Origin of the sequence: Dechloromonas agitata is5 (assembly GCF_000519045.1) — a bacterium.
In the GTDB taxonomy this organism is placed as follows: Bacteria; Pseudomonadota; Gammaproteobacteria; order Burkholderiales; family Rhodocyclaceae; genus Azonexus; species Azonexus agitatus.
Map to the genome: position 1 here is coordinate 3286860 of NZ_KI912532.1, position 24048 is coordinate 3310907.

The following is a 24048-nucleotide window of genomic DNA, read 5'->3' on the forward strand; positions in this document are numbered from 1 at the left end:
GCTACGCCTTCCTGGCCAGCCGCCTGACCGTCGCCGACATGGCGATACTGCCCTGGCTGGCGAAGGCTTCCAGATTGGCCTCGATATCGTCCGGGCTGTACAGGTAATTGACCATCAGCCCGAAGGACTGGCGGAAACCCTTGGCCGACGTGTCGCCCAGGTAATTCAACCGCTCGACACGCGCGCCGTTGCCGAGGTGGAAGCGCGACACGGGATCGGCTGGCGGCCCGCTCTCCCCACCGCCCTGCTTGGCGCTGGCCAGGTAGCGTGCGGCGAGGCGGGACAAGGGTTCACGCAGGGCACGCACCTGTTTCTTGTCAGCCGACCAGGCGCCGGTCGATAGGTCTTCCAGCGACAGCTCGATGCCGGCTTCGCCCAGCACCGCCGGGTTCTTGCGCACCCAGGATGCCAGGCCGGGCATCGGCGACAAGGTGGCGAAATGGGCCAGCTTGGGGAAATCCCGCTGCAGATCATCAATCACCCGCTTGAGCAGGAAGTTGCCGAAGGACACGCCACGCAGGCCGACCTGGGTATTGGAGATGGAATAGAAAATCGCCGTGTCCGCCTTGCGGTTGTCGAAAACCGGCGCGTGTTCGTCGAGCAGGGCCTGCACGTTGTCGGCCAGATGGTCGGTCAGCGCCACCTCGACGAAGATCAGCGGCTCGGCCGGCATGCGCGGGTGGAAGAAGGCATAGAGACGGCGGTCGGAATCGAGGCGGTTCTTGAGGTCGGCCCAGGAACGGATTTCATGCACCGCCTCGTATTCGATCAGCTTTTCGAGCAACGCGGCCGGCGACTGCCAGGTGATGCGCTGCAACTCCAGAAAGCCGACATCGAACCAGGCGCTCAGGCGCGACTCCAGTTCGCGGTCAAGCACGGCCAGTTCCTTGTCCTGCTCCAGATAGCGCAACAGGTCGGCGCGCAGATCGACCAGGAACTTGACGCCCTGCGGGATGGCGTTGAACTGGGTCAGGATGCGGATGCGCGACGAGCGCATGGCGCCGCGCAGGGCGGCCTCGGCCTTCCATTGATCAGCGGTACCGACGGCCTTCTGGTAGGCGGCATGGGCCTTTTCGACCTTCTTCGGATCGGGGCCGAACTCCAGCGCGATCAGCTTCAGGAAGCGCTGCCGCCCCTCGTCGTTCAGGCGCAGATAGGTTTCCGCCAGCCGCGCCGCCCGACCGCGGGCCGACACCTCGCCGCCCAGTCCCTCGGCACACTCGCGCAACTGGCCGCGCAATTGTTCGACTCCCCTTGCCGTCAGCGCGACGCGTTCGGCGTTGCCGCCCATCAGGGACCGCAGTTTATGAACCAGATTTCCTGCCACCATGACTCGCCTCCTTTCAGCCATTGTGCATCAAGAAAAGAGGCTGGAGAACCGCTCCCTGGCGCTCGATCAGAAGGAATTCGACCAGACCAGCTTGACGATCGTCCGTTCCGGGGTCCCCTTGTAGCCGCGGCCGATACCGAGATGCAGCGAGCCAAGCGCCGTTTCGGTCTCGCTCACCAGATACAGCGTGCGGTCACCCTGGCCGGGGTGCAAATGCCCGGCCTTGCCCCAGTCGGTGTACAGCTCGGCACCCCAGGCAAAGTCAGCGCTCGCCTTTTGCAGCACCTTCCAGTCGATGTTGAGATCCGGCGCATGATCGCCACCGCTCCGCCCGAAACCCCAGATCAGGTGCGGGTTGGCGGTCACCCGGAAATGCTCGGCGTCGAAGCCGACAATGCCGCGAAACTCGATGCTGCGCGGGTCGGCGACATAGCGCTTGGCATTGATGTCGTACTCGGCATTGAAGCCGTAGAACACCCCGCTGTCCTGCCGCCGGATATGCTTGAGGCGGAACATGACGGCCGAGGCGCCCCAGTCGCCGCGCTGCGACGTGTCGCTGTCGATGCCGGCACGCATGAAGGGCAGATGGATGCCCGCCTCCCAGCCCGGCGCCAGGCCGGTGGCAAACTCCGCCATCAGCGAAGTCAGGCGGTGCGTCGGCCAGGTGCCGTCGTCGCGCCGGCGGTCGCCCTTCGGCGTGTAGTTGCCGTGCAGCGTGGCAAGCAGTTCGCCGCGCTCGGCGAGATCGCCCTCATGCACCATGATTTCCGGATCAGCCAGGCAGCCGCCTGCCACGCCCAGACCGATAAACAGCGCCCACCCCTGACGAAAACTCACCTTGCCTCGCTTACTCGGTTGCAAGCTGCCCCAGCCCGAGCTGCGAAAATGCCGGACGCCAGTGCATGCGGCGCGTATTGAGCCAGAAATCGCCCAGAATCTGCAAGCGGCCGGCGATTGTGGCCGGCTCGTAGCTCATCAGGCTGACCCGCTCGATCCGCACACGGATCGCAGGAGCGTCCGACAAATGACGGAAGCGGCTGAGCACCTCGCCGGTCGGCCACTCGGCACCGTACAGTCCGACCGTGCAATGCGGCACATAGTCGCCGAACAAGCGGTTGCTGCCGGATTCGGCCAGTGCGGCGCGCAGGGTGGCCAGCCGGTCAGCCGGATCATCGACGTCAAGATAGGCCGCCGACAGGAAACTGTTCAGGCCGCCGATGACGATCTCGAAGGGGGCCAGACCGGCCGCCGACAACCGCGCAATCTGCCCTTCCAGCAGACCAGCCCCGAATTCATCGTCGCCAGCCGGCCGAGGCTGGGGAAAGCCGCACAGGTCGAGCGTGACGTGGGGCTGCCGCTGATACTCGTCGAGCAGCAACCCGCCCAGGCCAGCCGCGACCCGCGCCAGTTCGGCGCGCACGGCGGGAAGATCGACATCGAGCGCCCAGAAGACGTAGGGCGAACGGCCGCGATGCCACTCGGCAAAATCGCGCCGCTCGGTCTTCATCGTCCGTGATGCAGTTTCAAGTTCCATAATTGCCCCCATGCTATCCATTGGCGCCGCCCAAACCTCCGAAATCCGGCATGCCCGATCAGCCGACAACCCGATTTAACCCGGAAGCGCAATCGCTCTGGGATCACGTCACACACCGCTGGAATCTGGCGCGCGATCACGATGCCGCCGCGATACGGCCCCTGCTTCACCCGGCCTCCGTCGGCTGGGACATGAACAGCCCGCTGCCGCACGACCGGGAGGCAGCCGTCCAGTCGGTAGCCGGCGATTCGCCCCGTGTCATCGAGCATGCGCTCAAGCCGCTCAGCGTCAGGGTTTACGACCACAGTGTGGGCGTTGCGCTTGACACCTACACGGCAACGCGGGCGGCGGAAGGCTCAGGAACCCGCCGGATTACCGGCAAATGGTCGGCGGTTTACCTCGGACGGAACGGAACCTGGCTGATGATCAGCGTCAGCGGCAAGCCGGATGTTGACGCCGACCAAGAGCGAAATTCCTGACCGGTCGGCACCTATTCGCCGATGACGTCCGCCCCGGCCGGCGGAGTGAATTTGAAGGTTGCGGCCGGCAGATTCGGGTTGCGTTCGATGCGGCTGAAGCGGACCAGCGTCGTCTGGCCAAAGCTGTCGAATAACTCCATGGCCTGCAGGTCCGCACCGGAGAAGCCCAGGCGCACCCGTTCGAAACCGCTGTCGCCGGTCTTCGGCGTCGCCTCGACCCAGGCCAGGCCGTCTGCCTCACCGGCTTCCCGCAGATTGAAATTCCTTTCCAGGTCGTTGCTGCCGGACAGCAGGGCGGCGGGCGACGCACCGAGGGCCTTGTCGGCCTTGCGGACAGTCACCTGCTGCAATTCCGGGTCATGTATCCAGAACCGCTCGCCATCACCAACCACCAGTTGCGGATAGGGCTTGGCGATTTCCCAGCGCAGCTTGCCGGGCCGGGCAACGGCCACCGTGCCGGAAGATTGCTGCGGTTTGCGCCCGTTTTTGGCCAGCAGCGCCTGCGAGAAATCCGCCTTGAAACTGCGGGTGTTCTTCAGGAAATCATGCAACTGGTCGATGGCACCGGCCTGGGCGAGCGCCGGCAGCAGCGACAGGGCAAGGAGGGAAGCGAATTGGCTGAGCGTCTTTTTCATGCAGCAAGCTTAGCGCGCCGTGGCCGGCCGCGCTGTTTCAGGGTGTAACAACGGAACCGCTTATTCGGCCGGCTTCTTCATCAGCACTTCGCGCCCGCCGCGGCCATCCATGGCGGAAACGAGGCCGGCCTTTTCCATCGCCTCGATCAGGCGGGCCGAGCGGTTGTAGCCGATGCGCAGGTGGCGCTGAACGAGCGAAATCGACGCCCGCTGGTTCTTCAGCACGATGTCGACCGCCTGATCGTAGAGCGGGTCGTTCTCGGCATCGCCGCTGTCGCCCCCCTCGCCACCGCCCTCCTCGTCGTCACCGGCAGCACCGCTCAGGATGTCCTCGACGTATTCCGGCGCACCGGTCGTCTTGAGATGCTCGACAACACGATGCACTTCATCATCGGACACGAAGGCGCCATGGACGCGGGTCGGATAGCCGGTACCTGGCGCCAGGTAGAGCATGTCGCCCTGGCCGAGCAGCGCCTCGGCGCCCATCTGGTCGAGGATGGTGCGCGAATCGATCTTGCTCGACACCTGGAAGGCGATGCGGGTCGGGATGTTGGCCTTGATCAGGCCGGTGATCACATCGACCGACGGCCGCTGCGTCGCCAGCACGAGGTGGATGCCAGCCGCCCGCGCCTTCTGCGCCAGGCGGGCGATCTGCTCCTCGACCTTCTTGCCGACCACCATCATCAGGTCGGCCAGCTCGTCGATGATGACCACGATGTACGGCATCGCCTTCAAGGGCTCGGGCGTTTCCGGCGTCAGGGACAACGGATTGGGAATGTGCTCGCCTTTCTTCTCGGCGTCCTTGATCTTGGTATTGAGGCCGGCGATGTTGCGGACGCCCATCGCCGACATCAGCTTGTAGCGCTTTTCCATCTCGGTCACGCACCAGTGCAGCGCGTTGGCCGCCTGCTTCATGTCGGTGACGACCGGCGCCAGCAGGTGCGGAATACCCTCGTAGATCGACAGTTCGAGCATCTTCGGGTCGACCATGATCAGGCGGACATGCTCCGGCTCCGACTTGTAGAGCATCGACAGGATCATCGCATTGACCCCGACCGACTTGCCGGAACCGGTCGTACCGGCGACCAGCAGGTGCGGCGTCTTGGCCAGGTCGGCGACCACCGGCTGGCCGCCGATGTCCTTGCCGAGGCAAACGGTGAGCGGGCTGCTCATGTCGTTGTAGGGCTTGCTGGCGATGATCTCGGAGAGCTTGACCATCTGCCGCTTCGGATTGGGTAGTTCGAGTGCCATGCACGACTTGCCGGGCACTGTCTCGACGACGCGGATCGACACCATGGCCAGCGCCCGCGCCAGATCGCGCGCCAGATTGACGATCTGGGCGCCCTTGACGCCAACCGCCGGCTCGATTTCGTAACGGGTGATGACCGGCCCGGGCATCGCCGCCAGCACTTTCACCTGCACGCCGAAGTCGGCCAGCTTGCGCTCGATCAGGCGCGAGGTGTATTCGAGGGTATCGGCACCGACCGTCTCGGTCGCCGGCGGCGCCGGGTCGAGCAGGTGCAGCGGCGGCAACTGGCCGCCGACGATCGCCTCGGGGAAGAGCATCTGCTGCTTCTCGCGCTCCAGGCGCGCCTCGGCCTTCTTCGACACCGGCACCTCGGGCGGCGGCGTTTCGATGACAATCGGCTCATGCAGTTCGACGCGGCGCTTTTCCTCTTCGACCACGACTTCGCGTTGCTGCGCCACTTCCTTGCCGATCTGCCGGTCGCGCCAGGCATCGACCCGCCCGTAGAAGAAACCGACGAAAGCTTCGAGGATCAAGCCCAGTTTTTCAAAGGCCCACAGCCAGGACATGCCGGAAAAGATGCTCCACCCAACCGCCATCGCCGCCAGCAGAAAAAGCGTCGAGCCTGTATAGCCCAACTGCTTGGCCAGCACCCCGCCCAATTCGATGCCCAGCATGCCGCCCGGTGCGAGCGGCAATTCGGCCTGCATGGAGTAGAACCGCAGGGCCTCGAGCGAGCAACTGGCCAGCAACAGGAACAGGAAGCCGCCCAGGGCGATCAACAGGGGGTGCTGCCGGTGCGCTTCCGGCGCATTGAACTTGCGAACGCCCCACCACACGAACATGCCGAGCAGCACGACCCACCACCAGGCCGACAGGCCGAACACATAGAGCATCAGGTCGGCAATCCACGCCCCGGCCCGTCCGGTCGGGTTGTGCAGCGACGAGGAAACGACGGCATGCGACCAGCCCGGATCTTCCTTGTCGAAGCCCCAGAGGGCGAGGATCAGGAAGAGCGCGACGGCGCCAACGCCCAGCCAGCGCGACTCCTGCAGCAGGTTGCCGATCTTCTCGGGCAGCGGGCTGGGTGCCGTCGCTGCCTTCGCCATACGGGCCATGCTCAGGCCCCCGGGATGACCAGCAGGTCACCCTCGTAGCAGATGTAACCGCTCAACTCCAGGTCACGCATGACCTTGCTGACCATTTCGCGCGACGCACCGATCATTTTCGCCATATCCTGTTTCGACATCTTCTTCCTGATCACCCGCCGCCCATCGGCGATTTCCGACATGTCGAGCAGCAGGCGGGCAACCCGGCCATAGACATCGAGCAGCGCCAGGCTCTCGATCTTGCGGTCGGCTTCGCGCAAGCGCATGACCAGGGTTTTCATCAATTTCTGCGCGACCTGGAAATTGTCCTGCAAGCAGCGCTGGAAGGATTCCTTGCTCAGGAACAACAACTCGCAGGCTTCGGCGGCGACGACATTGGCCGAACGCGGACTGCCGTCGATCAGGCCCATTTCACCAAAGAACTCGCCCGGCCCGAGCCAGGCCAGGATGATCTCCCGCCCTTCCTCATCGACATTGGTTACCTTGGCCCGCCCGACGAGCAGGAAGTAAAGCGAATCGGTGCTTTCGCCGGAACGGACGATGAAGGCGCCACGCTCCACCCGCTTCCGCCCGGATACCTTGGACAGCTTTTCCAGTTCGAGGTCGTCAAGCCCGGAAAACAGCGGGACATTGCGCAGGACAACCGGACTATAACCAACAGGAGTGGTTGCCATAAATCAGTTTCCGTTCATAGAGTTACGCGATAATTATAAACTCATTTCCCATCTTTCATAGGGCTTTGCGGAAATTCACTCCCGGCCTCGCCGACGCCCCTGCGCACAGCCTCTCCGGCCGGGCAATCTGGGTGGCCAGCGCAGACAACGCTATAATTTTCCGCTCAGCCACCCAAGAGGATCGTCATGTCCCAGAATGCCCGCCACACGCCGCTCATCATCCTCGGTTCCGGCCCTGCCGGCTATACCGCCGCCGTCTACGCCGCCCGCGCCAACCTCAAGCCGGTGCTGATCACCGGCATGGCCCAGGGTGGCCAGCTGATGACGACAACCGAGGTCGACAACTGGCCCGCAGCAGCCGACGGCATCCAGGGCCCCGAGCTGATGGCGAATTTCGAAGCGCATGCCCGCCGCTTCGATACCGAAATCATCTTCGACCACATCCACACGACGAAGCTGACCGAAAAGCCCTTCATGCTGATCGGCGACAGCGGTACCTACACCTGCGACGCGCTGATCATCGCCACCGGCGCCTCGGCCATGTATCTCGGCCTGCCCTCCGAAGAGGCCTTCATGGGCAAGGGCGTCTCGGCCTGCGCCACCTGCGACGGCTTCTTCTATCGCAACAAGCCGGTCGCCGTCGTCGGCGGCGGCAACACGGCCGTCGAGGAAGCGCTCTACCTCGCCAACATCGCCAGCCACGTCACCGTGATCCATCGCCGCGACAAGTTCAAGGCCGAGAAGATCATGCAGGACAAGCTGTTCAAGAAGGCCGAGGAAGGCAAGGTCACCATCCTGTGGAACAGCACGCTCGACGAAGTGCTGGGTGACGACTCCGGCGTCACTGGCCTGAGCGTCAAGAACACGCACACCGGTGCGATCAGCAAGGTGGACGTGCATGGCGTGTTCATCGCCATCGGCCACAAGCCGAACACCGACATCTTCGCCGGCCAACTGGAAATGGACAACGGCTACCTGGTCACCCAGGCCGGCCGCAACGGCAACGCTACGCAAACCAGCATCCCCGGCATCTTCGCGGCCGGCGACGTACAGGACCAGATCTACAAGCAGGCCTGCACCTCGGCCGGCTCCGGTTGCATGGCGGCGCTCGATGCCGAACGCTACCTCGACAACCTTGGGCACTAAGCCGGCCAACGACCAGCTCAAGGCGGGATTGCGGGCGGCCTGGAAAGGCCGCCCGGAGAGCGCCCGTACCGTTTCCCCCGCCCCAACCACAGCCCGGCCGCCGGCCGTGCCTCTCGAACCGGACGACAACGCAGCCACCTTCCAGGCAGCCATTGCGGGGGCACAGCCTCTGGCAACAGACAATCGCGTCCAACTCGGCCGGCCACCGTCGCGCCGTCTGCCACCTCGCCCAAGCCCGACGAGCCGCGCCGATTCCAGCACCTCGCCGCCGCTCGCGCCCAACGATGGGTTACCGTCCCACTGGCACCGGGAAGGAACCCTGCCGCCCTGTCTGTCACGCGATCCGGACGCCGCGGCACTGGCCATCGCGATGCATGGTGTCGCGCCATTGCCTGACTGCAACCGGGTGGCGCTCGGCACACCGCCCCCGGCACCGCGCCCTCGGCAATTCCTCAAGGACGAGCGCGCCGCCCTGCACGAAAGCCTGCACGGCCAGATCGGCCTGCAGGATCGCCTGGAAGGCGGTGACGAGCCGCATTACCTGCGCCCGGGCCTCTCGGCCAATGTGCTGCGTGATTTGCGACGGGGCCGCTGGGTGACTCAGGCCGAACTCGACCTGCACGGCCTGAACCGCGACGAGGCCCGGCAGCAACTGGTCGACTTCCTGGCCGAATGCCTGCACGACGGCCGGCGCTGCGTCCGGATCATCCACGGCAAGGGCCACGGCTCGCCACAAAAACTTTCCGTCCTGCGCCAGCTGGTCCGTGGCTGGCTGGCCCAGCGCCAGGAGATCCTCGCCTACTGCCAGGCCCGGCCGCACGATGGCGGCGAAGGCGCGCTGATCGTGCTGTTGCGCGCCGCCAAAAAATAAAGGGCAGCCAAGCGGCTGCCCCGGTGTGCTTCCTGGCGCCCGGTTACCGGGCCGCCTGCCGCAACAGCAACATTCAGATGGCGGCTTCGTTGGTCTCGCCGGTGCGGATACGGACGACCTGCTCGACGGGCATCACGAAAATCTTGCCGTCGCCGATCTTGCCGGTGCGCGCGGCCTTGATGATGGCTTCGATGGCCGGGTCGACCTGCTCCTCATTGACCACGATCTCGATCTTGATCTTGGGCAGGAAATCGACCACGTACTCGGCGCCGCGATACAGCTCGGTATGCCCCTTCTGACGGCCGAAACCCTTGACCTCGGTCACCGTCAGCCCGCTGATGCCGATTTCCGACAGGGCTTCGCGCACTTCGTCCAGTTTGAACGGCTTGATGACAGCTTCGATTTTCTTCATGGTCTGGTTCCCCTATCAGGTTCTTAAAATTCGTCGACGTAACGGTTGGTAATAGGATACCGCCAATCCTTGCCGAAACCGCGCGGCGTGATGCGGATACCGACCGGTGCCTGGCGCCGCTTGTACTCGGCGATGCGCAGCAGGCGCACGACGCGGCGCACATCGGCTTCCGGCAAGCCGGCCGCGATGATTTCGCGCGGACTGCGGTCCTCTTCCATGTAGGCCTTGACGATGGCGTCCAGCACCTCGTATTCGGGCAGCGAATCCTGGTCCTTCTGATCCGGCTTCAACTCGGCCGAGGGCGGCCGGACAATGATGTTTTCCGGAATCACCGGGTCGCCCTGGCACAACGAGTTGCGATAACGCGACAGGCGATAGACCAGGGTCTTGTAAACGTCCTTGATTACCGCGAAGCCGCCGGCCATATCACCGTACAGCGTGCAGTAACCCACCGCCATTTCGGATTTGTTGCCAGTGGTCAGCACCAACTTGCCGGTTTTGTTCGACAAGGCCATCAGGATGTTGCCGCGGATGCGGGCCTGGATGTTCTCTTCCGTCGTATCGGCCGGCAGGCCGACGAACAGCGGATCGAGCATCGCCGCGTAGGTCGCCATCGCGGGCGCAATGGAAATTTCGTCGTAGGAGCAGCCAAGCTGGCGAATCATTTCGCGCGAATCGTCGAGGCTCATCTGCGCGGTGTAGGGCGACGGCATCATGACCGCATGCACCTTGTCGGCCCCCAGCGCGTCGACTGCGATGCACAGGGTCAGCGCCGAATCGATGCCACCGGAGAGGCCGATGATGGCGCCCTTGAAGCCGGTCTTGCCAATGTAGTCGCGCACGCCGAGGACCAGCGCGTTGTAGGCCTCGGCCTCGAGGGGGAGTTCGTCGCACAGATCACGCGACGTCAGACGGCCGGCCTCGAAATCGACGACACCCAGCGCCTCCTCGAATTGCGGCAAGCGCATGCAGACGCTGCAATCGGCGTCGAGGGCGAAGGAATCGCCATCGAACACCAGTTCATCCTGGCCGCCGACCAGATTGCAATAGACTGCCGGAATGCCCATTGCCGTCACGCGGTCGGCCAGCACCTGGACCCGCTCGCGGGTCTTGTCGAGGTGGCAGGGCGAGGCATTGAGGACGAGCAGCAGTTCGGCGCCGGCCTGGCGGGCCAACTCGGCCGCGCCCTCTTCCCAGATGTCGGCGCAGATGTTGATGCCGCAGCACACGCCATTCAGCGTGACGACGCAGGGGGCGCTGCCCTGTTCGAAATAGCGCTTCTCGTCGAAGACTTCATAGTTCGGCAGGCGCATCTTGCGATAGGTCGCGGTGCGCTGGCCATTGTCGATAACCGTGGCAGCATTGAAGCAGGCGCCTTCGCTTTCTTCCGGATGCCCGACAATGACGGCGATGCCGTCGAGCCGGGCGGCCAGGTCATCAAGCGCCCGGTTGCAGGCCCGGTAGAAGTCCGGGCGCAGCAGCAGATCTTCCGGCGGATAGCCGCACAACGCCAGTTCCGGCGTGAGCAGCACGTGGGCGCCGCGGGCCTTGGCCTCGGCGGCGCACTGGATGATGCGTTCGACGTTGCCCGTCAGGTCACCGACGGTGGCGTTGAACTGGGCAACGGCGATTCGCAGCATGGGAACTTAGTAGTTCGGCTTGTCCTTGGCGTCGTTGAAACGCTGGATGCCATCCATGATTTCCTGACGGGCTTCCTCGATGCCCTGCCAGCCGTTGACCTTGACCCACTTGCCCGGCTCGAGATCCTTGTAACGCTCGAAGAAGTGGGCAATCTGCTTGCGCAGCAGTTCCGGCAGATCCTCGATGGTCTTGACGTCGTTGTACAGCGGCGTCAGCTTGGAAACCGGCACAGCCAGCAGCTTGGCGTCATCGCCACCTTCGTCGGTCATGGACAGCTGGCCCAGCGGGCGGCAGCGGACAACGACACCCGGCGGCAGGGAGAACGGGGCGACGACCAGTACGTCGACCGGGTCGCCGTCGCCAGCGATGGTGTGCGGGATGTAACCGTAGTTGCAGGGATAGTGCATGGACGTGGACATGAAGCGATCGACGAAAATCGCGCCGCTGTCCTTGTCAACTTCGTACTTGACCGGCTCGGAGTGAGCGGAAATCTCGATGATGACGTTGAAATCGTCGGGAAGGGACTTGCCGGAAGGAACGTTGTTCAGTGCCATGAGGTTTCTCTCTGCGTGTAGATGTTTGAGAACTTGCGATTATAACGCCGCCCCGGCTGGTGTTCAGCCCCAGGCGGCGAGAAACTCCTGCCAGTGCGGCGCACCGATCCTGGCCAGCTGTGCCTTGACGAATTCGACCTCCGCCACTTCCTCCGCGGCCGTCAATTCACCACGCATGCGGCGAAAGCGGTTGTAGACCAGATAGGTATTGACCACGTCGGTCTCGCAATAATCGCGGATCTCGGCAATCTGGCCATCCTGCCAGGCCGACCACACCTTGCCGCCATCCATGCCCAGCTTGCCGGGGAAACCGAACAGCTTGGCCAATTCATCGAGCGGGGCATTGGCCCGGCCGTTGTAGAGCGCGAGCAGGTCCATCAGGTCAAGGTGGCGCGTGTGGTAACGGCTGATGTAGTTGTTCCACTTGAAATCACGGGAATCCGCGTAGTCACCGTCGCCCATGTCCCAGTAGCGCGGCGCCACGACACCATGCAGCATGCCGCGGTAGTGCAGCACCGGCAGGTCGAAACCGCCCCCGTTCCAGGAGACGATCTGCGGTGTGAATTTTTCGATGCCGTCAAAGAAGCGCTGGATGATGGCGCCTTCGTTCAGGTCCGGCTCGGACAGCGACCAGACCTTGAAACCCTCGCTGGTACGCAGCACGCAGGAAATGGTGACGATGCGCTGCAGGTGCAAGGGCAGGAAATCGTTGCCGCTCTTCGCTCGCCGCTGCTGGAAGGCGAGTTCCGCCACCTCCTCGTCGGAGAGTTCGGCCGGCAGCTCGTTGAGCCGACGCAAGCCGGCGACATCGGGAATGGTCTCGATATCGAAGACGAGGACCGGTTTCATGCCGGGAAGACACCCGTCGACAGGTAGCGGTCGCCCCGGTCGCAGACGATGGTGGCGATGACCGCATTCTCCAGCTCATGCGACAGACGCAGCGCAACAGCCAGCGCGCCGCCCGAGGAAATACCGGCGAAAATGCCCTCCTCCATGGCCAGGCGCCGCGTCATTGCCTCGGCATCGGCCTGGCTGACGTTCTCCACCCGATCGATCCGGCTGCGGTCGAAAATTCTCGGCAGGTAGGCTTCCGGCCACTTGCGGATACCGGGAATCTGGCTCCCCTCGTCCGGCTGGCAACCAACGACCTGGATGGCCGGGTTCTTTTCCTTCAGGAAGCGGCTGGTGCCCATGATGGTACCGGTCGTGCCCATGCTCGACACGAAATGCGTCACCTTGCCACCCGTATCGCGCCAGATTTCGGGGCCGGTTCCCTCGTAGTGGGCCAACGGATTGTCCGGATTGGCAAACTGATCGAGGATGATACCCTGCCCGGCATCGCGCATTTTCTCGGCGACGTCGCGCGCCAGTTCCATGCCGCCATCGCGCGGCGTCAGCACCAGTTCTGCGCCGAAGGCACGCATGCTCTGCCGGCGTTCGATGCTCTGGTTTTCCGGCATGACGAGGATCATGCGGTAGCCCTTCATCGCCGCGGCCATGGCCAGCGCGATGCCGGTATTGCCGGAAGTCGCCTCGATCAGCGTATCGCCCGGCTTGATGTCGCCGCGTGCCTCGGCCCGCACGATCATCGACAGCGCCGGCCGGTCCTTCACGGAACCCGCCGGGTTGTTGCCCTCCAGCTTGGCCAGGATGACATTCCCCCGCCGTTCGTTATCCAGCCCGGGGATGCGCACCAAGCGCACCAGCGGCGTATTGCCGACGAAATCCTGCAGGGTTTTATACATGGTCATGCAGCCAGTCGATATATTGGGCGACGCCTTCCTCGACCGTGGCCATTGGTGCCTCGTAGCCAGCCTCGCGCAGCCGGGTCAGGTCCGCCTGGGTGAAGGCCTGGTACTTGCCTTTCAAGGCCTCCGGGAAGGCGACGTATTCAAGCAGGCCCTGCGTCTGCAGCTCAGTCAGCGACAGAGCGGCTTCTCCCCTCGCCTTGCGGCAGCCGTTGACGGCCGCGACGGCGACATCGTTGAAGGCCTGCGCCCGACCGGAACCAAGGTTGAAGATGCCGGATTTTTCCGGATGATCGAGGAAGAACAGATTAACCTTGGCGACGTCGCCAACAAACACGAAATCGCGCTTCTGGTCGCCGTTCTCGTAGCCGTGCGAGCCTTCGAACAACTTGACCTTGCCCTCGGCCTTGAACTGGTTGTAGTTGTGGAAAGCGACCGAAGCCATGCGCCCCTTGTGCGTTTCGCGCGGGCCATAGACGTTGAAGTAGCGGAAGCCGACGATCTGCGACGACGGGTTCTTCGCCAACCGCTGACGGACGATCTGGTCGAAGAGGAACTTCGAATAGCCGTAAACGTTCAGCGGCCCCTCGTACTGACGCTCTTCCCTGAACACGCTGCTTCCGCCGTAGGTCGCGGCCGACGAGGCGTAGAGGAACTGCACGTCCTGATCCTGGCACCAGTCGAGCAGGATCAACGAGTAGCGGTAGTTGTTCTCCATCATGTAGCGGCCATCCGTCTCCATGGTGTCGGAGCAGGCGCCTTCATGCAGGATGGCCTCGATCTCGCCGTCGTAATGGCCGGCCTGGATGCGCTCGATGAAATCGTGCTTGTCGAGGTAGTCGGCAATCTCACAGTCGATCAGGTTCTTGAACTTGTCGGCCTTGGTCAGGTTGTCGACCGCGATGATGTTGGTGATGCCGCGCTCGTTCAGCGCCTTGACGATATTAGAGCCGATGAAGCCGGCGGCGCCGGTGACGACGTAATACATGGAATTCTCCTTACAGGGCGGCGAGCAGTTCCTGGCGGGTAACGACCGCCGTGCCGAGCTTGCCGACGACAATGCCGGCGGCGATGTTGGCGACGCGAATGGCTTCATCCCAAGCGGCACCGGCCGCTAGCATGACAGCCAGGGTGGCGATGACGGTATCGCCAGCGCCCGACACGTCGAACACTTCACGTGCCTTGGCCGGCTGGTGATGGACTTCATCAGCGAAGAGGGTCATCCCCTCCTCGCTACGGGTGACGAGCAAGGCCTCGAGGCCGAGCTCGCCGCGCAATTTGCTGGCCTTGGCGACCAGTTCCGCCTCGGTTTTCCAGCTGCCGACGACTTGTTTCAGCTCAGAGCGGTTCGGTGTGATCACCGTCGCCCCAGCGTATTTGCCCCACTCGTCGCCCTTCGGGTCGACCAGCACCGGCTTGTCGGCCGCACGGGCGATGCGGATCATCTCCGCGATATGGGTCAGCCCTCCCTTGCCGTAATCCGACAGGATGACCACGTCAGCATCGGCTACCCGACGCTCGAAATCGGCCAGCTTGGCCTGCAGGATCTCGTGCGACGGCGGCGTTTCAAAGTCGATGCGCAGCAACTGCTGCTGACGTCCAATGACGCGCAGTTTGACGATGGTGTCGATCTCTGGGTCGACATGCAACCCGGCATCGATCAACCCCTCCTCGAGCAGACGGCCCAGCGAGCGGCCAGCATCATCGTCGCCGACAACCGACAGCAGCGCCGTCGTGGCACCCAGCGAGGCGGCGTTGCGCGCCACGTTGGCGGCGCCCCCGAGGCGCTCTTCCTGCCGCTCGACCTTGACCACCGGCACCGGCGCTTCCGGCGAAATCCGGCTGACGTCGCCGAACCAGTAGCGGTCCAGCATCACGTCACCGACGACCAGCAGGCGAACCTGCGAAACCTTGTCCAGCATGTTGCGAATCTCTCAGCGCCCGATGGCGAAATACTCGATACCCGAATTGCGCACGAACTTCGGGTCATACAGGTTGCGGCCATCGAAGATAACCGGGTTCTTCAACGTACCCTTGATGACCTCGAAATCCGGGCTGCGGAATTCCTTCCACTCGGTCACGATGACCAGAGCGTCAGCCCCTTCCAGCGCACCCATCGGGCTCTCGGCATATTTCAGTCGCGCCTCGTTGCCGAAAATACGCTGCGTCTCATGCATGGCGACCGGGTCGTAAGCCGTGACGGTGGCGCCGGCCTCGAACAGGTCGGCAATCAGCTCCCGGCTCGGTGCTTCGCGCATGTCGTCGGTATTCGGCTTGAAGGCCAGGCCCCACAGGGCGAAATGCTTGCCCTTGAGATCGCCGAAACGGCGTTTGATCTTGCCAGTCAGCACATGCTTCTGCGCGTCGTTGGCTTCCTCGACGGCGGTCAACACCTTGAGATTGATATGGGCGTCATCCTGCGCCGTCTTGATCAGTGCCTTGACATCCTTCGGGAAGCAGGAACCGCCATAGCCGCAGCCCGGGTAGAGGAAGTGGTAGCCAATGCGCGGATCGGAGCCGATACCCTGGCGGACCATTTCGATGTCGGCCCCGAGCACCTCGGCCAGGTTGGCCAGTTCGTTCATGAAGCTGATACGGGTGGCCAGCATGGCGTTGGCGGCGTACTTGATCAGTTCAGCGCTCTTGATGTCGGTGACGATCAGACGTTCGTGGTTGCGCTGGAACGGTGCATAGAGGGCACGCATCAGATGGATGGCTTGATCGTCCTCGGCGCCGACGACGATGCGGTCGGGACGCATGAAGTCTTCGACGGCGGCACCTTCCTTGAGGAACTCCGGGTTGGAAACGACGCTGTACGGCGTATTGATGCCACGTTTCTGCAGTTCTTCCGCAATCGCGGCATGAACCTTGGCACCGGTGCCGACCGGCACGGTGCTCTTGTCGACGACGACCTTGTAATCGGTCATCAGGCGGCCGATATTGCGGGCGGCGCCGAGGACATACTGCAGGTCAGCCGAGCCGTCCTCATCGGGTGGCGTACCGACCGCGATGAACTGGACGGTACCGTGCTGGACAGCCTTTTCGATATCAGTCGTGAAGTGCAGGCGACCAGCCGCCACATTGCGGCGAACCATGTCCTGCAGGCCCGGTTCGTAGATCGGAATACCGCCTTCCTCAAGGATGCGAATCTTTTCCGGATCGACGTCCAGACACAGGACGTCATTGCCGACCTCGGCCAGACAGGTACCACTGACCAGACCGACATAGCCGGTCCCGACGACGGTGATTTTCATAGAGCTTCCTACAAGGATTGATCGAATTCTTCGCTGCGCCGCGGCGGGTAAGTCTCCCAGCCGCCGCAGGCCGGGCAGCGCCAGTAGAACTGGCGGGCCTTGAAGCCGCAATTATCGCACCGATAGCGCGACAGGCGCTTGGTATAGCCCTGGATGATGGTCTTGGCCAGTTCGACGTCCGGCCTGACCTCGGGCGAGACCAGTGGCAAGCGCGCACTCATCAGTTTTTCCAGGCCCAGCAGGGTCGGATTACGCTGCAATTCGCCACGCACCAGCCGATACGCGGCCTCGGTGCCTTCGCTCTCAAGCACCAGTTGATAAACCACTTCGAGCAAGTCGAGCGAGGGATAGCGCTCGAGATAACCGCTGAGCAGCGCAATACCCTCGGCCAGCCGCTCCTGCTTGCGGTAAGCCTCCAGCAGGCGTTGCGCGACAAGGGCCAGGTAGGCCGGATCCTGCTGCTCGATGCGCTGCCAGGCCTCGATGGCCGCCTGCGGCTTGCCCTCCTGGAGCAGCAGATCCCCCTGCAGCAGGCTGGCCCGGACGCATTTGCGGTTTTCCTGCATGGCGACGTCGAGATACTGGCGCGCCTCGTCGGGTCGCGAACGCATGATTTCGTTAGCCGCCAACTCGCAGTAGTACTCGGCAATTTCGCGATGGGATGCGACATCCGGCAATTCGCGGGCGATAGTGACCGCCTTCAGCCATTCCTTCTCAAGTTGATAGATTTCCAGCAGATTGCGCTTGGCTTCCTCCTCGAGAGCGGTTCCAAGCAGCTTGTTGAACATTTCCTCGGCCCGATCGAGCAGGCCGGCCTTGAGGTAGTCCTGACCCAGTTCGGAGAGGGCTTGCAGGCGGATACGCTCTTCCACCTCCGGCAAGTCGATCAGGTTCTGGTGCATGCGGATGGCCCGCTCGGTTTCGCCACGTCGACGAAACAGGTTGCCCAGGGCGAAATGCAGTTCAACGGTCTGCGAATCGACCTTGGCCACTTCGAGGAAGGAGTCGATGGCCTTGTCCGGCTGCTCGTTGAGCAGGAAATTCAGGCCCTGAAAATAGGAGCGCGGCAAGGCGCGGGATTCATGTACCACCTGCCGCATATCGACCCGCGCCGCAGCCCAGCCCAGACCGAAAAAAACGGGAATGAGCAGGAGTTGCCAGTATTCGATCAGCTCGTTCATACAGCCGGAGGAACCACGACATCCACCGCTTCCGGCTTGCGCGGCGCGGCGCGCTTCAGGCGGGCGATTTCGCGCCGCTGGCGGAAGATCACGCCGAGCAGGGACAAGGCGCCCAGTATCACGCCACCGACGAAAAAGGCCAGCAGCACCAGGACCAGCGGCGCCTGCCAGATTTGCCCGGTAAAGAAACGCAGGCTGACCGGGTCGGTGTTCTGGGTCGCGAAAACGAGAAGGGCGACGAAGATGATGAGCCGGATGGCCCAGGTCAATGCTGTCATGACATTCAATAAAAAAGGGCAGTGAAAACTCACTGCCCCGAATCTACCACATTGGGCCAAGTCCGGCTTTAGATCGCCTGATCGACCCGTTCGCGCAATTCTTTTCCGGCCTTGAAATGGGGAACCCATTTGGCCGGGACGCTGACCTTCTCCCCCGATTTGGGATTGCGTCCAATGCGCGGGGGACGGTAGTTGAGCGCAAAGCTGCCGAATCCGCGGATCTCGATGCGATCCCCGCGCACCAGCGCTTCGGACATCGCATCGAGAATCATCTTGACCGCAAAATCGGCATCCTTCGCCACCAACTGCGGAAACCGCTCCGCCAGCCGGGCGATGAGCTCGGATTTGGTCATGCTTTTTGCCTATCAGCCTTGCTGGTTGAGCTTGGCCTTCAGCAGGGCACCCAGGTTGGTCGTACCGGAAGCGGCGGAGGATTCAGAAGCCAGCTTCTGCATCGCTTCGTGCTGCTCGGCATTGTCCTTGGCCTTGATCGACAGGTTGATGCCGCGGGTCTTGCGATCCACGTTCACAATCATCGCCTCGACTTCGTCGCCGACCTTCAGGTGCTGCGACAGATCGTCGACACGGTCGCGCGAGAACTCGGAAGCACGCAGATAGCCTTCGTTGTCACCGTCGAGGGCAACCACGGCACCACGTGCATCGACCGACTTCACGGTGCCGCGCACGATGCTGTTCTTCTCGTGGGTGGCGATGAAGTTGGTGTACGGGTCCCCTTCCATCTGCTTGATACCCAGGGAGATGCGCTCCTTCTCGACATCGATGCCGAGCACGATGGCTTCGACTTCGTCGCCCTTCTTGAAGTTGCGGATCGCTTCTTCGCCGGAGGTGCTCCACGACAGGTCGGACAGATGAACCAGGCCATCGATGCCGCCCGGCAGGCCAATGAAGATACCGAAATCAGTGATCGACTTGATGGCACCGCGGACCTTGTCGCCCTTCTTGTGGTTCATGGCGAAGTCATCCCACGGATTCGGCTTGCACTGCTTCATACCGAGGGAGATACGGCGACGCTCTTCGTCGATCTCGAGGATCATGACTTCGACTTCGTCGCCGAGCTGGACAACCTTGGACGGGTGAACGTTCTTGTTGGTCCAGTCCATTTCGGAGACGTGCACCAGACCCTCGATACCCTGTTCGATTTCAACGAAGGAACCGTAGTCGGTCAGGTTGGTGACCTTGCCGAACAGGCGGGTACCAGCCGGGTAGCGGCGGGCGATGCCGACCCACGGATCGTCGCCCAGCTGCTTCATGCCCAGGGAGACGCGGTTCTTTTCGGCGTCGAACTTGAGGATCTTGGCGGTGACTTCGTCGCCCACGGCCAGCACTTCGGACGGGTGACGGACACGGCGCCAGGCCAGGTCGGTGATGTGCAGCAGGCCATCGATGCCGCCCAGGTCGACGAACGCACCGTAGTCGGTGATGTTCTTGACGATACCCTTGACGGTGGTGCCTTCCTTGAGGTTCTCGAGCAGCTTTTCGCGATCCTTGTCAGCGGTGGCTTCGAGCACGGCACGGCGGGACATCACAACGTTGTTGCGCTTGCGGTCCAGCTTGATGACCTTGAATTCCAGGGTCTTGCCCTCGTACGGCGTGGTGTCCTTGACCGGACGCATGTCAACCAGGGAACCCGGCAGGAAGGCGCGCACGCCATTCGACATGACGGTCAGGCCGCCCTTGACCTTGCCGGTGATGGTGCCGGTGACCAGGGTGTTGTTGTTCAGGGCTTCTTCCAGGAAGTTCCAGGCAGCGATGCGCTTGGCGCGATCGCGCGACAGGCGCGTGGCGCCATAGCCGTCTTCCAGCATTTCGATGGCGACCTGGACGAAGTCGCCTTCCTTGACTTCGACTTCACCCTGATCGTTCAGGAATTCTTCGAGCGGAACATAGGATTCCGATTTCAGGCCGGCATTGACCACGACGAAATTGTGATCGATGGCCACCACCTCGGCGGTGATGACTTCGCCTTGACGCATTTCCTGGCGAGCCAGGGATTCTTCAAATAGTTGAGCAAAAGATTCCATTACGGAGAGAACTTTCATGCCACGAATCGCGAGACCCGCAGCGGGTTAAGGTTGAACGACAGGCAACCGGCCATTGCAGCCGGTCGCACCCACTACTTCGATACTTCGCCGAACCACGCCAGCACTTGGTTCACCGCCTGTTCGATGGTGAGATGCGTGGTGTCGAGCAGCTTGGCATCAGCTTCCTGCCGGAGTGGAGCCACGCTGCGTTGCGAATCGCGTTCGTCGCGCTGCTTCAGGTCTGACAGAAGGTCCGCGAGATTAGCAGAGAATCCTTTTTCGATCAACTGCTTATAGCGACGCTCGGCGCGCGCTTCCGCACTTGCCGTCAGGAAGACCTTGAGTGACGCTTTCGGGAAGATTACCGAGCCCATGTCGCGCCCATCGCCAACCAGCCCGGGCGCAGTACTGAAGGCGCGCTGGCGGAACAGCAAAGCCTCGCGGACAGCCGGCAGTGCGGCAACTTGCGAAGCCCCGGAAGACATCTCCTCGCTGCGGATGGCGTCGCCGACCACCACTCCGTTGAGGCGAATATCACCGGCCACGAACTCGACATCCAGCGTTGCCGCAATGGCCGCCACACCCGCCTCGTTTGCCCAGTCCACCCCAGCCTGCCGGGCAGCCAGCGCGGTCAACCGGTACAGTGCGCCAGAATCCAGGTAGGCAAAACCCAGCGCCTCAGCTACCCGTGCGGCAACCGTGCCCTTGCCCGAGGCCGACGGCCCGTCAATGGCAATCACCGGCGCCGCTGTCGTGACGGCGGCAAATCGCTCGAAATAGTCCGGGAAGGTCTTGGCGACGCACTTCGGATCGTTGATCCGCAAGGGCGTGCCGAAAGCCGCCAGCGAGAGGCACATCGCCATGCGATGGTCGTCGTAAGTGTCGATGGTGGCTGGCTTCAACCTGGCGACCGGCGTGACGCGAATGAAATCCGCTCCCTCTTCAACGGCGGCACCGAGCTTTCGCAATTCAGTCGCCATCGCCGCGATGCGATCGGTTTCCTTGACCCGCCAGCTGGCAATATTCCGCAGGGTCGTCGGGCCTTGTGCGAACAAGGCCGTCGTCGCCAGCGTCATCGCAGCATCGGGAATGTGGTTGCAATCGAGATCGATCCCCCTTAGCCCCCCTTCCGGCGCCCGAGCCTCCATCCAGTTAGGTCCCATCTCAATCACCGCCCCCATGCCGGCCAGCGCCTCGGCGAACCGAACGTCGCCCTGGATAGAGTCGCGCCCCACGCCCTCGACCCGCACCGGCCCACCACCGATGGCACCCAGCGCAAGGAAATAGGAGGCTGAAGAGGCATCGCCTTCGACATAGATTATCCCCGGCGAGACATAACGGCTACCCGCCTTGACCGTGAAGCGCTGCCAGCCATCACGATCGACCACGACGCCAAAGCGGGCCATGGTCGCCAGTGTGATTTCGATATAGGGCTTGGAAATCAGCTCGCCGAGCACCTCGACCACGACGGTTTCCCCGGTCAACGGCAAGGCCATCAGCAAGCCGGTCAGGAACTGGCTGGAAACATCACCGCGCACCTTGACCACGCCTCCGGGCTGGATGTTGGCTGGCTTCAAGTGCAGTGGTGGATAGCCCTCGTTACCCAGATAGGTGATGTCGGCACCCAACTGACGCAGGCCATCGACCAGATCGCCAATCGGCCGCTCATGCATGCGGGCGACACCCTTCAAGACATAGTCGCCGCCAGCCAATGCCAGTGCGGCCGCCAAGGGACGGAAAGCCGTGCCAGCGTTGCCGAGAAAGAGCTCAGCCTGCTTGATCGGAAAGCTCCCACCGCAACCAGTAACCTTCCAACTTTCCTTACCAAGCGGAGTAACACCTACACCTAGTCTTTGTAACGCTTCGAGCATGCGCGCCGTGTCGTCGGAGGCGAGAAGATCGCGAACCTCGGTTTCGCCTTCAGCCAACGCAGCAAGGAGCAAGACACGATTGGAAATACTTTTGGAGCCAGGCAGGCAAATTGTTCCGGTTGCCGCCGATAGTTGGGGAAGATCAATAAATGCGGTGCTCAATTCAAACTCCATCAGCAAACAAAACTGTCATTGAATGACGTATTCGGGAACAAAGCGCTTCAAACCTTCCTTGACCGAATCCGCACTGCGAACACTTGGCATCAGCCACGCGAGCAACTCATGCCGCTCGGCTTCGCTCATGTCATCGACCAGGCGGGCGATGCGCAGCTTCGGGTGCGGCGTAGGCAAAGTCGCCTCATCGTCAGCCAGGAGTTCCTCGTAGAGCTTCTCGCCAGGGCGCAAGCCGGTGAACTCGAGGTGTATGTCCTCTTCGGAAAACCCAGACAAACGAATCATGTCGCGCGCCAAGTCCACAATCTTTACCGGCTCACCCATATCGAGAACGAAGATCTCACCGCCCTGCCCCATCCAGCCCGCCTGCAACACCAGTTGCGCGGCCTCGGGAATGGTCATGAAATAGCGCACGATATCTGGATGCGTCACTGTCACCGGCCCGCCCCGCGCAATCTGCTCACGGAATTTGGGAATGACGCTGCCGTTACTACCGAGCACATTGCCGAAACGAACGGTGACGAAACGTGTTCCCCCAGCAGACTGGTGAGCTCGGCACAAACGCTCCGCCAGACGCTTGCTGGCGCCCATCACATTGGTCGGGTTGACCGCCTTGTCCGTCGAAATCAGAACAAATTTATCGACTCCTGCCGCCTGCGCCGCCTGAGCCAGGGTGAGTGTGCCAAGTGCATTTGTGCGCACCGCCTGCCAGGCGTTGCCGTGCTCCATCAGCGGTACGTGCTTGTAAGCCGCTGCATGGAAGATCACTGCCGGTTTTTCGGCCGTCAAAACCTCTTCCACCCGCTCAGCATCACGCACATCGCCAGCCCAGGCAGCAATGACCACGCCAGGGAAGGACTGCGCCAATTCCTCGTCAATTCGGTAAAGTGAAAACTCAGAGGCTTCGAAGAGAACCAAACGGGAAGGTGCGAATTTGGCGATCTGCCGACAAAGCTCGGAACCAATTGACCCCCCCGCACCGCTCACCATCACCACCCGCCCGGTCAACAGTTCATGCAAACCAGCATCGTCGAGCGAGACCGACTCCCGACCCAGCAGATCTTCCAGTTCAACCCGACGAATGTTGGAAACCGAGAGCCGGCCCGCCAGCAGATCATCATAAGACGGCATGGTCATCACCGTTAGACCAGCTGCCGCCGCATGCTCAGCCGCACTTCGCCGCTCAAAAGACTTGGCGCCCGGCAAGGCCATGATGACGTGCTTGACCCCATATTTTTCAGCCACCTCACCCACCCTGGCCAGCGGACCAAATACCGGCAACCCCCGCAAGCGACGACCAACCTTGCTGGGATTGTCATCGACCAACGCAACGGCATACCATAGGCCGCTTCGGTTCATCTCCCGCAATAGCGAGTCGGCAGCCTCGCCGGCACCAAGCACCAGCACAGGCTGGCCCCGCATTTTGGTCGGGCCGTACAGGCGATGCTCCTTCCAGCTCCGATAAGCAAAGCGGCTTCCCCCCATTGCCAGCGCCAACAACAATGGGTACAGAACCAAAACGGAACGTGGAATCGGCCCGAGGCCAATAAAGACAACAGCAGCCGTGGTCAGCAACGCCCCCGTCAGCACAGCCGCCACCAAGTGTTGCAAATCCGATAGACTGGCAAAACGCCACAAGCCGCGATACAGGCCGAAAGCAAAAAACAGCGCACCGAACAGAGGCAGAACCCAAAACAAGGACTGCCAAGCCGCGGCATAAAACTCGGGCGGAATATCGAAATTGAAGCGTAGCGCGAAGGCCAGCATCCAGGCCAATACAGCTGCCACCAGATCGTGAGCAAAGGCGGCCAAAGTACGCGGATTGGTCATGCAACGGCTTCCAGAAAAAGTCAGGGCGCCCTATTCAGG

23 protein-coding genes are annotated in these 24048 nt (G+C 62.5%); 3 read left to right on the plus strand and 20 right to left on the minus strand.

Annotation, left to right across the window (positions count from 1 at the left end; all coding sequences use genetic code 11):
• Window position 1 precedes the first annotated feature (1 nt).
• From K420_RS0116035 to K420_RS19325, 3 genes are all read right to left on the minus strand, one after another.
• Entirely contained in the window at window positions 2–1291 is a 1290-nt protein-coding gene (locus tag K420_RS0116035) for a malonyl-CoA decarboxylase (protein ID WP_232422841.1), read from the minus strand.
• Window positions 1292–1396: 105 nt separating this feature from the next.
• Entirely contained in the window at window positions 1397–2167 is a 771-nt protein-coding gene (locus K420_RS0116040) for a hypothetical protein (protein WP_157275136.1), read from the minus strand.
• A gap of 10 nt (window positions 2168–2177) precedes the next feature.
• Window positions 2178–2864: a 2'-5' RNA ligase family protein gene (locus K420_RS19325; protein WP_157275137.1), complete on the minus strand. Its 687-nt coding sequence runs from the start codon at window positions 2862–2864 to the stop codon at window positions 2178–2180.
• Between the two features lie 50 nt (window positions 2865–2914).
• On the opposite strand from K420_RS19325, the gene K420_RS0116050 reads away from it, so the two are divergent.
• Window positions 2915–3343, plus strand: a complete 429-nt coding sequence (locus tag K420_RS0116050; RefSeq protein WP_027458939.1) for a nuclear transport factor 2 family protein — start codon at window positions 2915–2917, stop codon at window positions 3341–3343.
• 11 nt (window positions 3344–3354) lie between these two features.
• Here the strand turns inward: K420_RS0116050 and lolA are convergent, their stop codons facing one another.
• Genes lolA through K420_RS0116065 form a run of 3 tightly spaced genes read right to left on the minus strand, consistent with a single transcriptional unit; the run spans window position 3355 to window position 7007 of the window.
• A complete protein-coding gene (gene lolA, locus K420_RS0116055) occupies window positions 3355–3978 on the minus strand; it encodes an outer membrane lipoprotein chaperone LolA (RefSeq protein ID WP_027458940.1) in 624 nt (207 codons plus the stop codon).
• Window positions 3979–4038: 60 nt separating this feature from the next.
• A complete protein-coding gene (locus K420_RS0116060) occupies window positions 4039–6333 on the minus strand; it encodes a DNA translocase FtsK (RefSeq protein ID WP_027458941.1) in 2295 nt (764 codons plus the stop codon).
• An 11-nt stretch (window positions 6334–6344) separates the two neighbouring features.
• The gene (locus K420_RS0116065) at window positions 6345–7007 is read right to left on the minus strand and encodes a Crp/Fnr family transcriptional regulator (protein WP_027458942.1); all 663 of its coding nucleotides are present in this window, start codon (window positions 7005–7007) and stop codon (window positions 6345–6347) included.
• Between the two features lie 186 nt (window positions 7008–7193).
• Between K420_RS0116065 and trxB the strand changes: the two genes are divergently transcribed.
• On the plus strand, window positions 7194–8153 hold the full coding sequence (gene trxB, locus K420_RS0116070) for a thioredoxin-disulfide reductase (protein WP_027458943.1): 960 nt from the start codon (window positions 7194–7196) through the stop codon (window positions 8151–8153).
• Window positions 8119–9024, plus strand: coding sequence for a Smr/MutS family protein (locus K420_RS20285; RefSeq protein WP_084019705.1), 906 nt, complete (start codon window positions 8119–8121; stop codon window positions 9022–9024). Before trxB ends, K420_RS20285 begins: the two co-directional genes overlap by 35 nt.
• 73 nt (window positions 9025–9097) lie before the next feature.
• Here K420_RS20285 and K420_RS0116080 read toward each other — a convergent pair whose 3' ends face one another.
• The 14 genes from K420_RS0116080 to K420_RS0116145 form a co-directional block, all read right to left on the minus strand.
• The gene (locus tag K420_RS0116080) at window positions 9098–9436 is read right to left on the minus strand and encodes a P-II family nitrogen regulator (RefSeq protein WP_027458944.1); all 339 of its coding nucleotides are present in this window, start codon (window positions 9434–9436) and stop codon (window positions 9098–9100) included.
• 23 nt (window positions 9437–9459) lie between these two features.
• Window positions 9460–11076 carry an NAD+ synthase gene (locus tag K420_RS0116085; RefSeq protein ID WP_027458945.1) on the minus strand — a complete coding sequence of 539 codons (1617 nt, stop codon included), beginning with the start codon at window positions 11074–11076 and terminating at the stop codon, window positions 9460–9462.
• Between the two features lie 6 nt (window positions 11077–11082).
• Window positions 11083–11631, minus strand: a complete 549-nt coding sequence (gene ppa, locus K420_RS0116090) for an inorganic diphosphatase (protein ID WP_027458946.1) — start codon at window positions 11629–11631, stop codon at window positions 11083–11085.
• Window positions 11632–11694: 63 nt separating this feature from the next.
• Window positions 11695–12480: a 3'-5' exonuclease gene (locus K420_RS0116095; protein WP_027458947.1), complete on the minus strand. Its 786-nt coding sequence runs from the start codon at window positions 12478–12480 to the stop codon at window positions 11695–11697.
• Window positions 12477–13376 (minus strand): cysteine synthase CysM, encoded by a 900-nt coding sequence (gene cysM / locus K420_RS0116100; RefSeq protein ID WP_027458948.1) that lies wholly within the window; start codon window positions 13374–13376, stop codon window positions 12477–12479. The genes K420_RS0116095 and cysM overlap by 4 nt, the downstream gene beginning before the upstream one ends.
• Complete coding sequence (rfaD, locus tag K420_RS0116105) at window positions 13369–14367, minus strand: ADP-glyceromanno-heptose 6-epimerase (RefSeq protein ID WP_027458949.1); 999 nt, start codon at window positions 14365–14367, stop codon at window positions 13369–13371. The genes cysM and rfaD overlap by 8 nt, the downstream gene beginning before the upstream one ends.
• Before the next feature lie 10 nt (window positions 14368–14377).
• Window positions 14378–15301: a D-glycero-beta-D-manno-heptose-7-phosphate kinase gene (gene rfaE1 / locus K420_RS19335; RefSeq protein ID WP_035856123.1), complete on the minus strand. Its 924-nt coding sequence runs from the start codon at window positions 15299–15301 to the stop codon at window positions 14378–14380.
• A 12-nt stretch (window positions 15302–15313) separates the two neighbouring features.
• The gene (locus K420_RS0116115; RefSeq protein WP_027458950.1) at window positions 15314–16633 is read right to left on the minus strand and encodes a UDP-glucose dehydrogenase family protein; all 1320 of its coding nucleotides are present in this window, start codon (window positions 16631–16633) and stop codon (window positions 15314–15316) included.
• A gap of 8 nt (window positions 16634–16641) precedes the next feature.
• Window positions 16642–17814 carry a lipopolysaccharide assembly protein LapB gene (gene lapB / locus K420_RS0116120; protein WP_027458951.1) on the minus strand — a complete coding sequence of 391 codons (1173 nt, stop codon included), beginning with the start codon at window positions 17812–17814 and terminating at the stop codon, window positions 16642–16644.
• Window positions 17811–18092 carry a LapA family protein gene (locus tag K420_RS0116125; protein WP_027458952.1) on the minus strand — a complete coding sequence of 94 codons (282 nt, stop codon included), beginning with the start codon at window positions 18090–18092 and terminating at the stop codon, window positions 17811–17813. Before K420_RS0116125 ends, lapB begins: the two co-directional genes overlap by 4 nt.
• 68 nt (window positions 18093–18160) lie before the next feature.
• Window positions 18161–18445, minus strand: a complete 285-nt coding sequence (locus tag K420_RS0116130) for an integration host factor subunit beta (RefSeq protein WP_027458953.1) — start codon at window positions 18443–18445, stop codon at window positions 18161–18163.
• Window positions 18446–18457: 12 nt separating this feature from the next.
• Window positions 18458–20134: a 30S ribosomal protein S1 gene (gene rpsA, locus K420_RS0116135; RefSeq protein WP_027458954.1), complete on the minus strand. Its 1677-nt coding sequence runs from the start codon at window positions 20132–20134 to the stop codon at window positions 18458–18460.
• Between the two features lie 92 nt (window positions 20135–20226).
• The gene (locus tag K420_RS0116140; RefSeq protein WP_035854939.1) at window positions 20227–22179 is read right to left on the minus strand and encodes a bifunctional 3-phosphoshikimate 1-carboxyvinyltransferase/cytidylate kinase; all 1953 of its coding nucleotides are present in this window, start codon (window positions 22177–22179) and stop codon (window positions 20227–20229) included.
• A gap of 15 nt (window positions 22180–22194) precedes the next feature.
• Window positions 22195–24009 (minus strand): nucleoside-diphosphate sugar epimerase/dehydratase, encoded by a 1815-nt coding sequence (locus tag K420_RS0116145; protein WP_027458956.1) that lies wholly within the window; start codon window positions 24007–24009, stop codon window positions 22195–22197.
• Window positions 24010–24048 lie beyond the last annotated feature (39 nt).

What these genes read in the sequence shown, in the direction of transcription:
- lolA (WP_027458940.1), bottom strand. Translation starts at nt 3,978, where the DNA reads ATGAAAAAGACGCTCAGCCAATTCGCTTCCCTCCTTGCCCTGTCGCTG.
- K420_RS0116095 (WP_027458947.1), bottom strand. Translation starts at nt 12,480, where the DNA reads ATGAAACCGGTCCTCGTCTTCGATATCGAGACCATTCCCGATGTCGCC.
- K420_RS0116060 (WP_027458941.1), bottom strand. Translation starts at nt 6,333, where the DNA reads ATGGCGAAGGCAGCGACGGCACCCAGCCCGCTGCCCGAGAAGATCGGC.
- K420_RS0116125 (WP_027458952.1), bottom strand. Translation starts at nt 18,092, where the DNA reads ATGACAGCATTGACCTGGGCCATCCGGCTCATCATCTTCGTCGCCCTT.
- K420_RS0116115 (WP_027458950.1), bottom strand. Translation starts at nt 16,633, where the DNA reads ATGAAAATCACCGTCGTCGGGACCGGCTATGTCGGTCTGGTCAGTGGT.
- K420_RS19325 (WP_157275137.1), bottom strand. Translation starts at nt 2,864, where the DNA reads ATGGAACTTGAAACTGCATCACGGACGATGAAGACCGAGCGGCGCGAT.
- rpsA (WP_027458954.1), bottom strand. Translation starts at nt 20,134, where the DNA reads ATGGAATCTTTTGCTCAACTATTTGAAGAATCCCTGGCTCGCCAGGAA.
- trxB (WP_027458943.1), top strand. Translation starts at nt 7,194, where the DNA reads ATGTCCCAGAATGCCCGCCACACGCCGCTCATCATCCTCGGTTCCGGC.
- K420_RS0116145 (WP_027458956.1), bottom strand. Translation starts at nt 24,009, where the DNA reads ATGACCAATCCGCGTACTTTGGCCGCCTTTGCTCACGATCTGGTGGCA.
- K420_RS0116140 (WP_035854939.1), bottom strand. Translation starts at nt 22,179, where the DNA reads ATGGAGTTTGAATTGAGCACCGCATTTATTGATCTTCCCCAACTATCG.
- K420_RS0116130 (WP_027458953.1), bottom strand. Translation starts at nt 18,445, where the DNA reads ATGACCAAATCCGAGCTCATCGCCCGGCTGGCGGAGCGGTTTCCGCAG.
- K420_RS0116085 (WP_027458945.1), bottom strand. Translation starts at nt 11,076, where the DNA reads ATGCTGCGAATCGCCGTTGCCCAGTTCAACGCCACCGTCGGTGACCTG.
- K420_RS0116065 (WP_027458942.1), bottom strand. Translation starts at nt 7,007, where the DNA reads ATGGCAACCACTCCTGTTGGTTATAGTCCGGTTGTCCTGCGCAATGTC.
- lapB (WP_027458951.1), bottom strand. Translation starts at nt 17,814, where the DNA reads ATGAACGAGCTGATCGAATACTGGCAACTCCTGCTCATTCCCGTTTTT.
- rfaD (WP_027458949.1), bottom strand. Translation starts at nt 14,367, where the DNA reads ATGTATTACGTCGTCACCGGCGCCGCCGGCTTCATCGGCTCTAATATC.
- ppa (WP_027458946.1), bottom strand. Translation starts at nt 11,631, where the DNA reads ATGGCACTGAACAACGTTCCTTCCGGCAAGTCCCTTCCCGACGATTTC.
- K420_RS0116080 (WP_027458944.1), bottom strand. Translation starts at nt 9,436, where the DNA reads ATGAAGAAAATCGAAGCTGTCATCAAGCCGTTCAAACTGGACGAAGTG.
- K420_RS20285 (WP_084019705.1), top strand. Translation starts at nt 8,119, where the DNA reads ATGCCGAACGCTACCTCGACAACCTTGGGCACTAAGCCGGCCAACGAC.
- K420_RS0116035 (WP_232422841.1), bottom strand. Translation starts at nt 1,291, where the DNA reads ATGGGCGGCAACGCCGAACGCGTCGCGCTGACGGCAAGGGGAGTCGAA.
- rfaE1 (WP_035856123.1), bottom strand. Translation starts at nt 15,301, where the DNA reads ATGCTGGACAAGGTTTCGCAGGTTCGCCTGCTGGTCGTCGGTGACGTG.
- cysM (WP_027458948.1), bottom strand. Translation starts at nt 13,376, where the DNA reads ATGTATAAAACCCTGCAGGATTTCGTCGGCAATACGCCGCTGGTGCGC.
- K420_RS0116050 (WP_027458939.1), top strand. Translation starts at nt 2,915, where the DNA reads ATGCCCGATCAGCCGACAACCCGATTTAACCCGGAAGCGCAATCGCTC.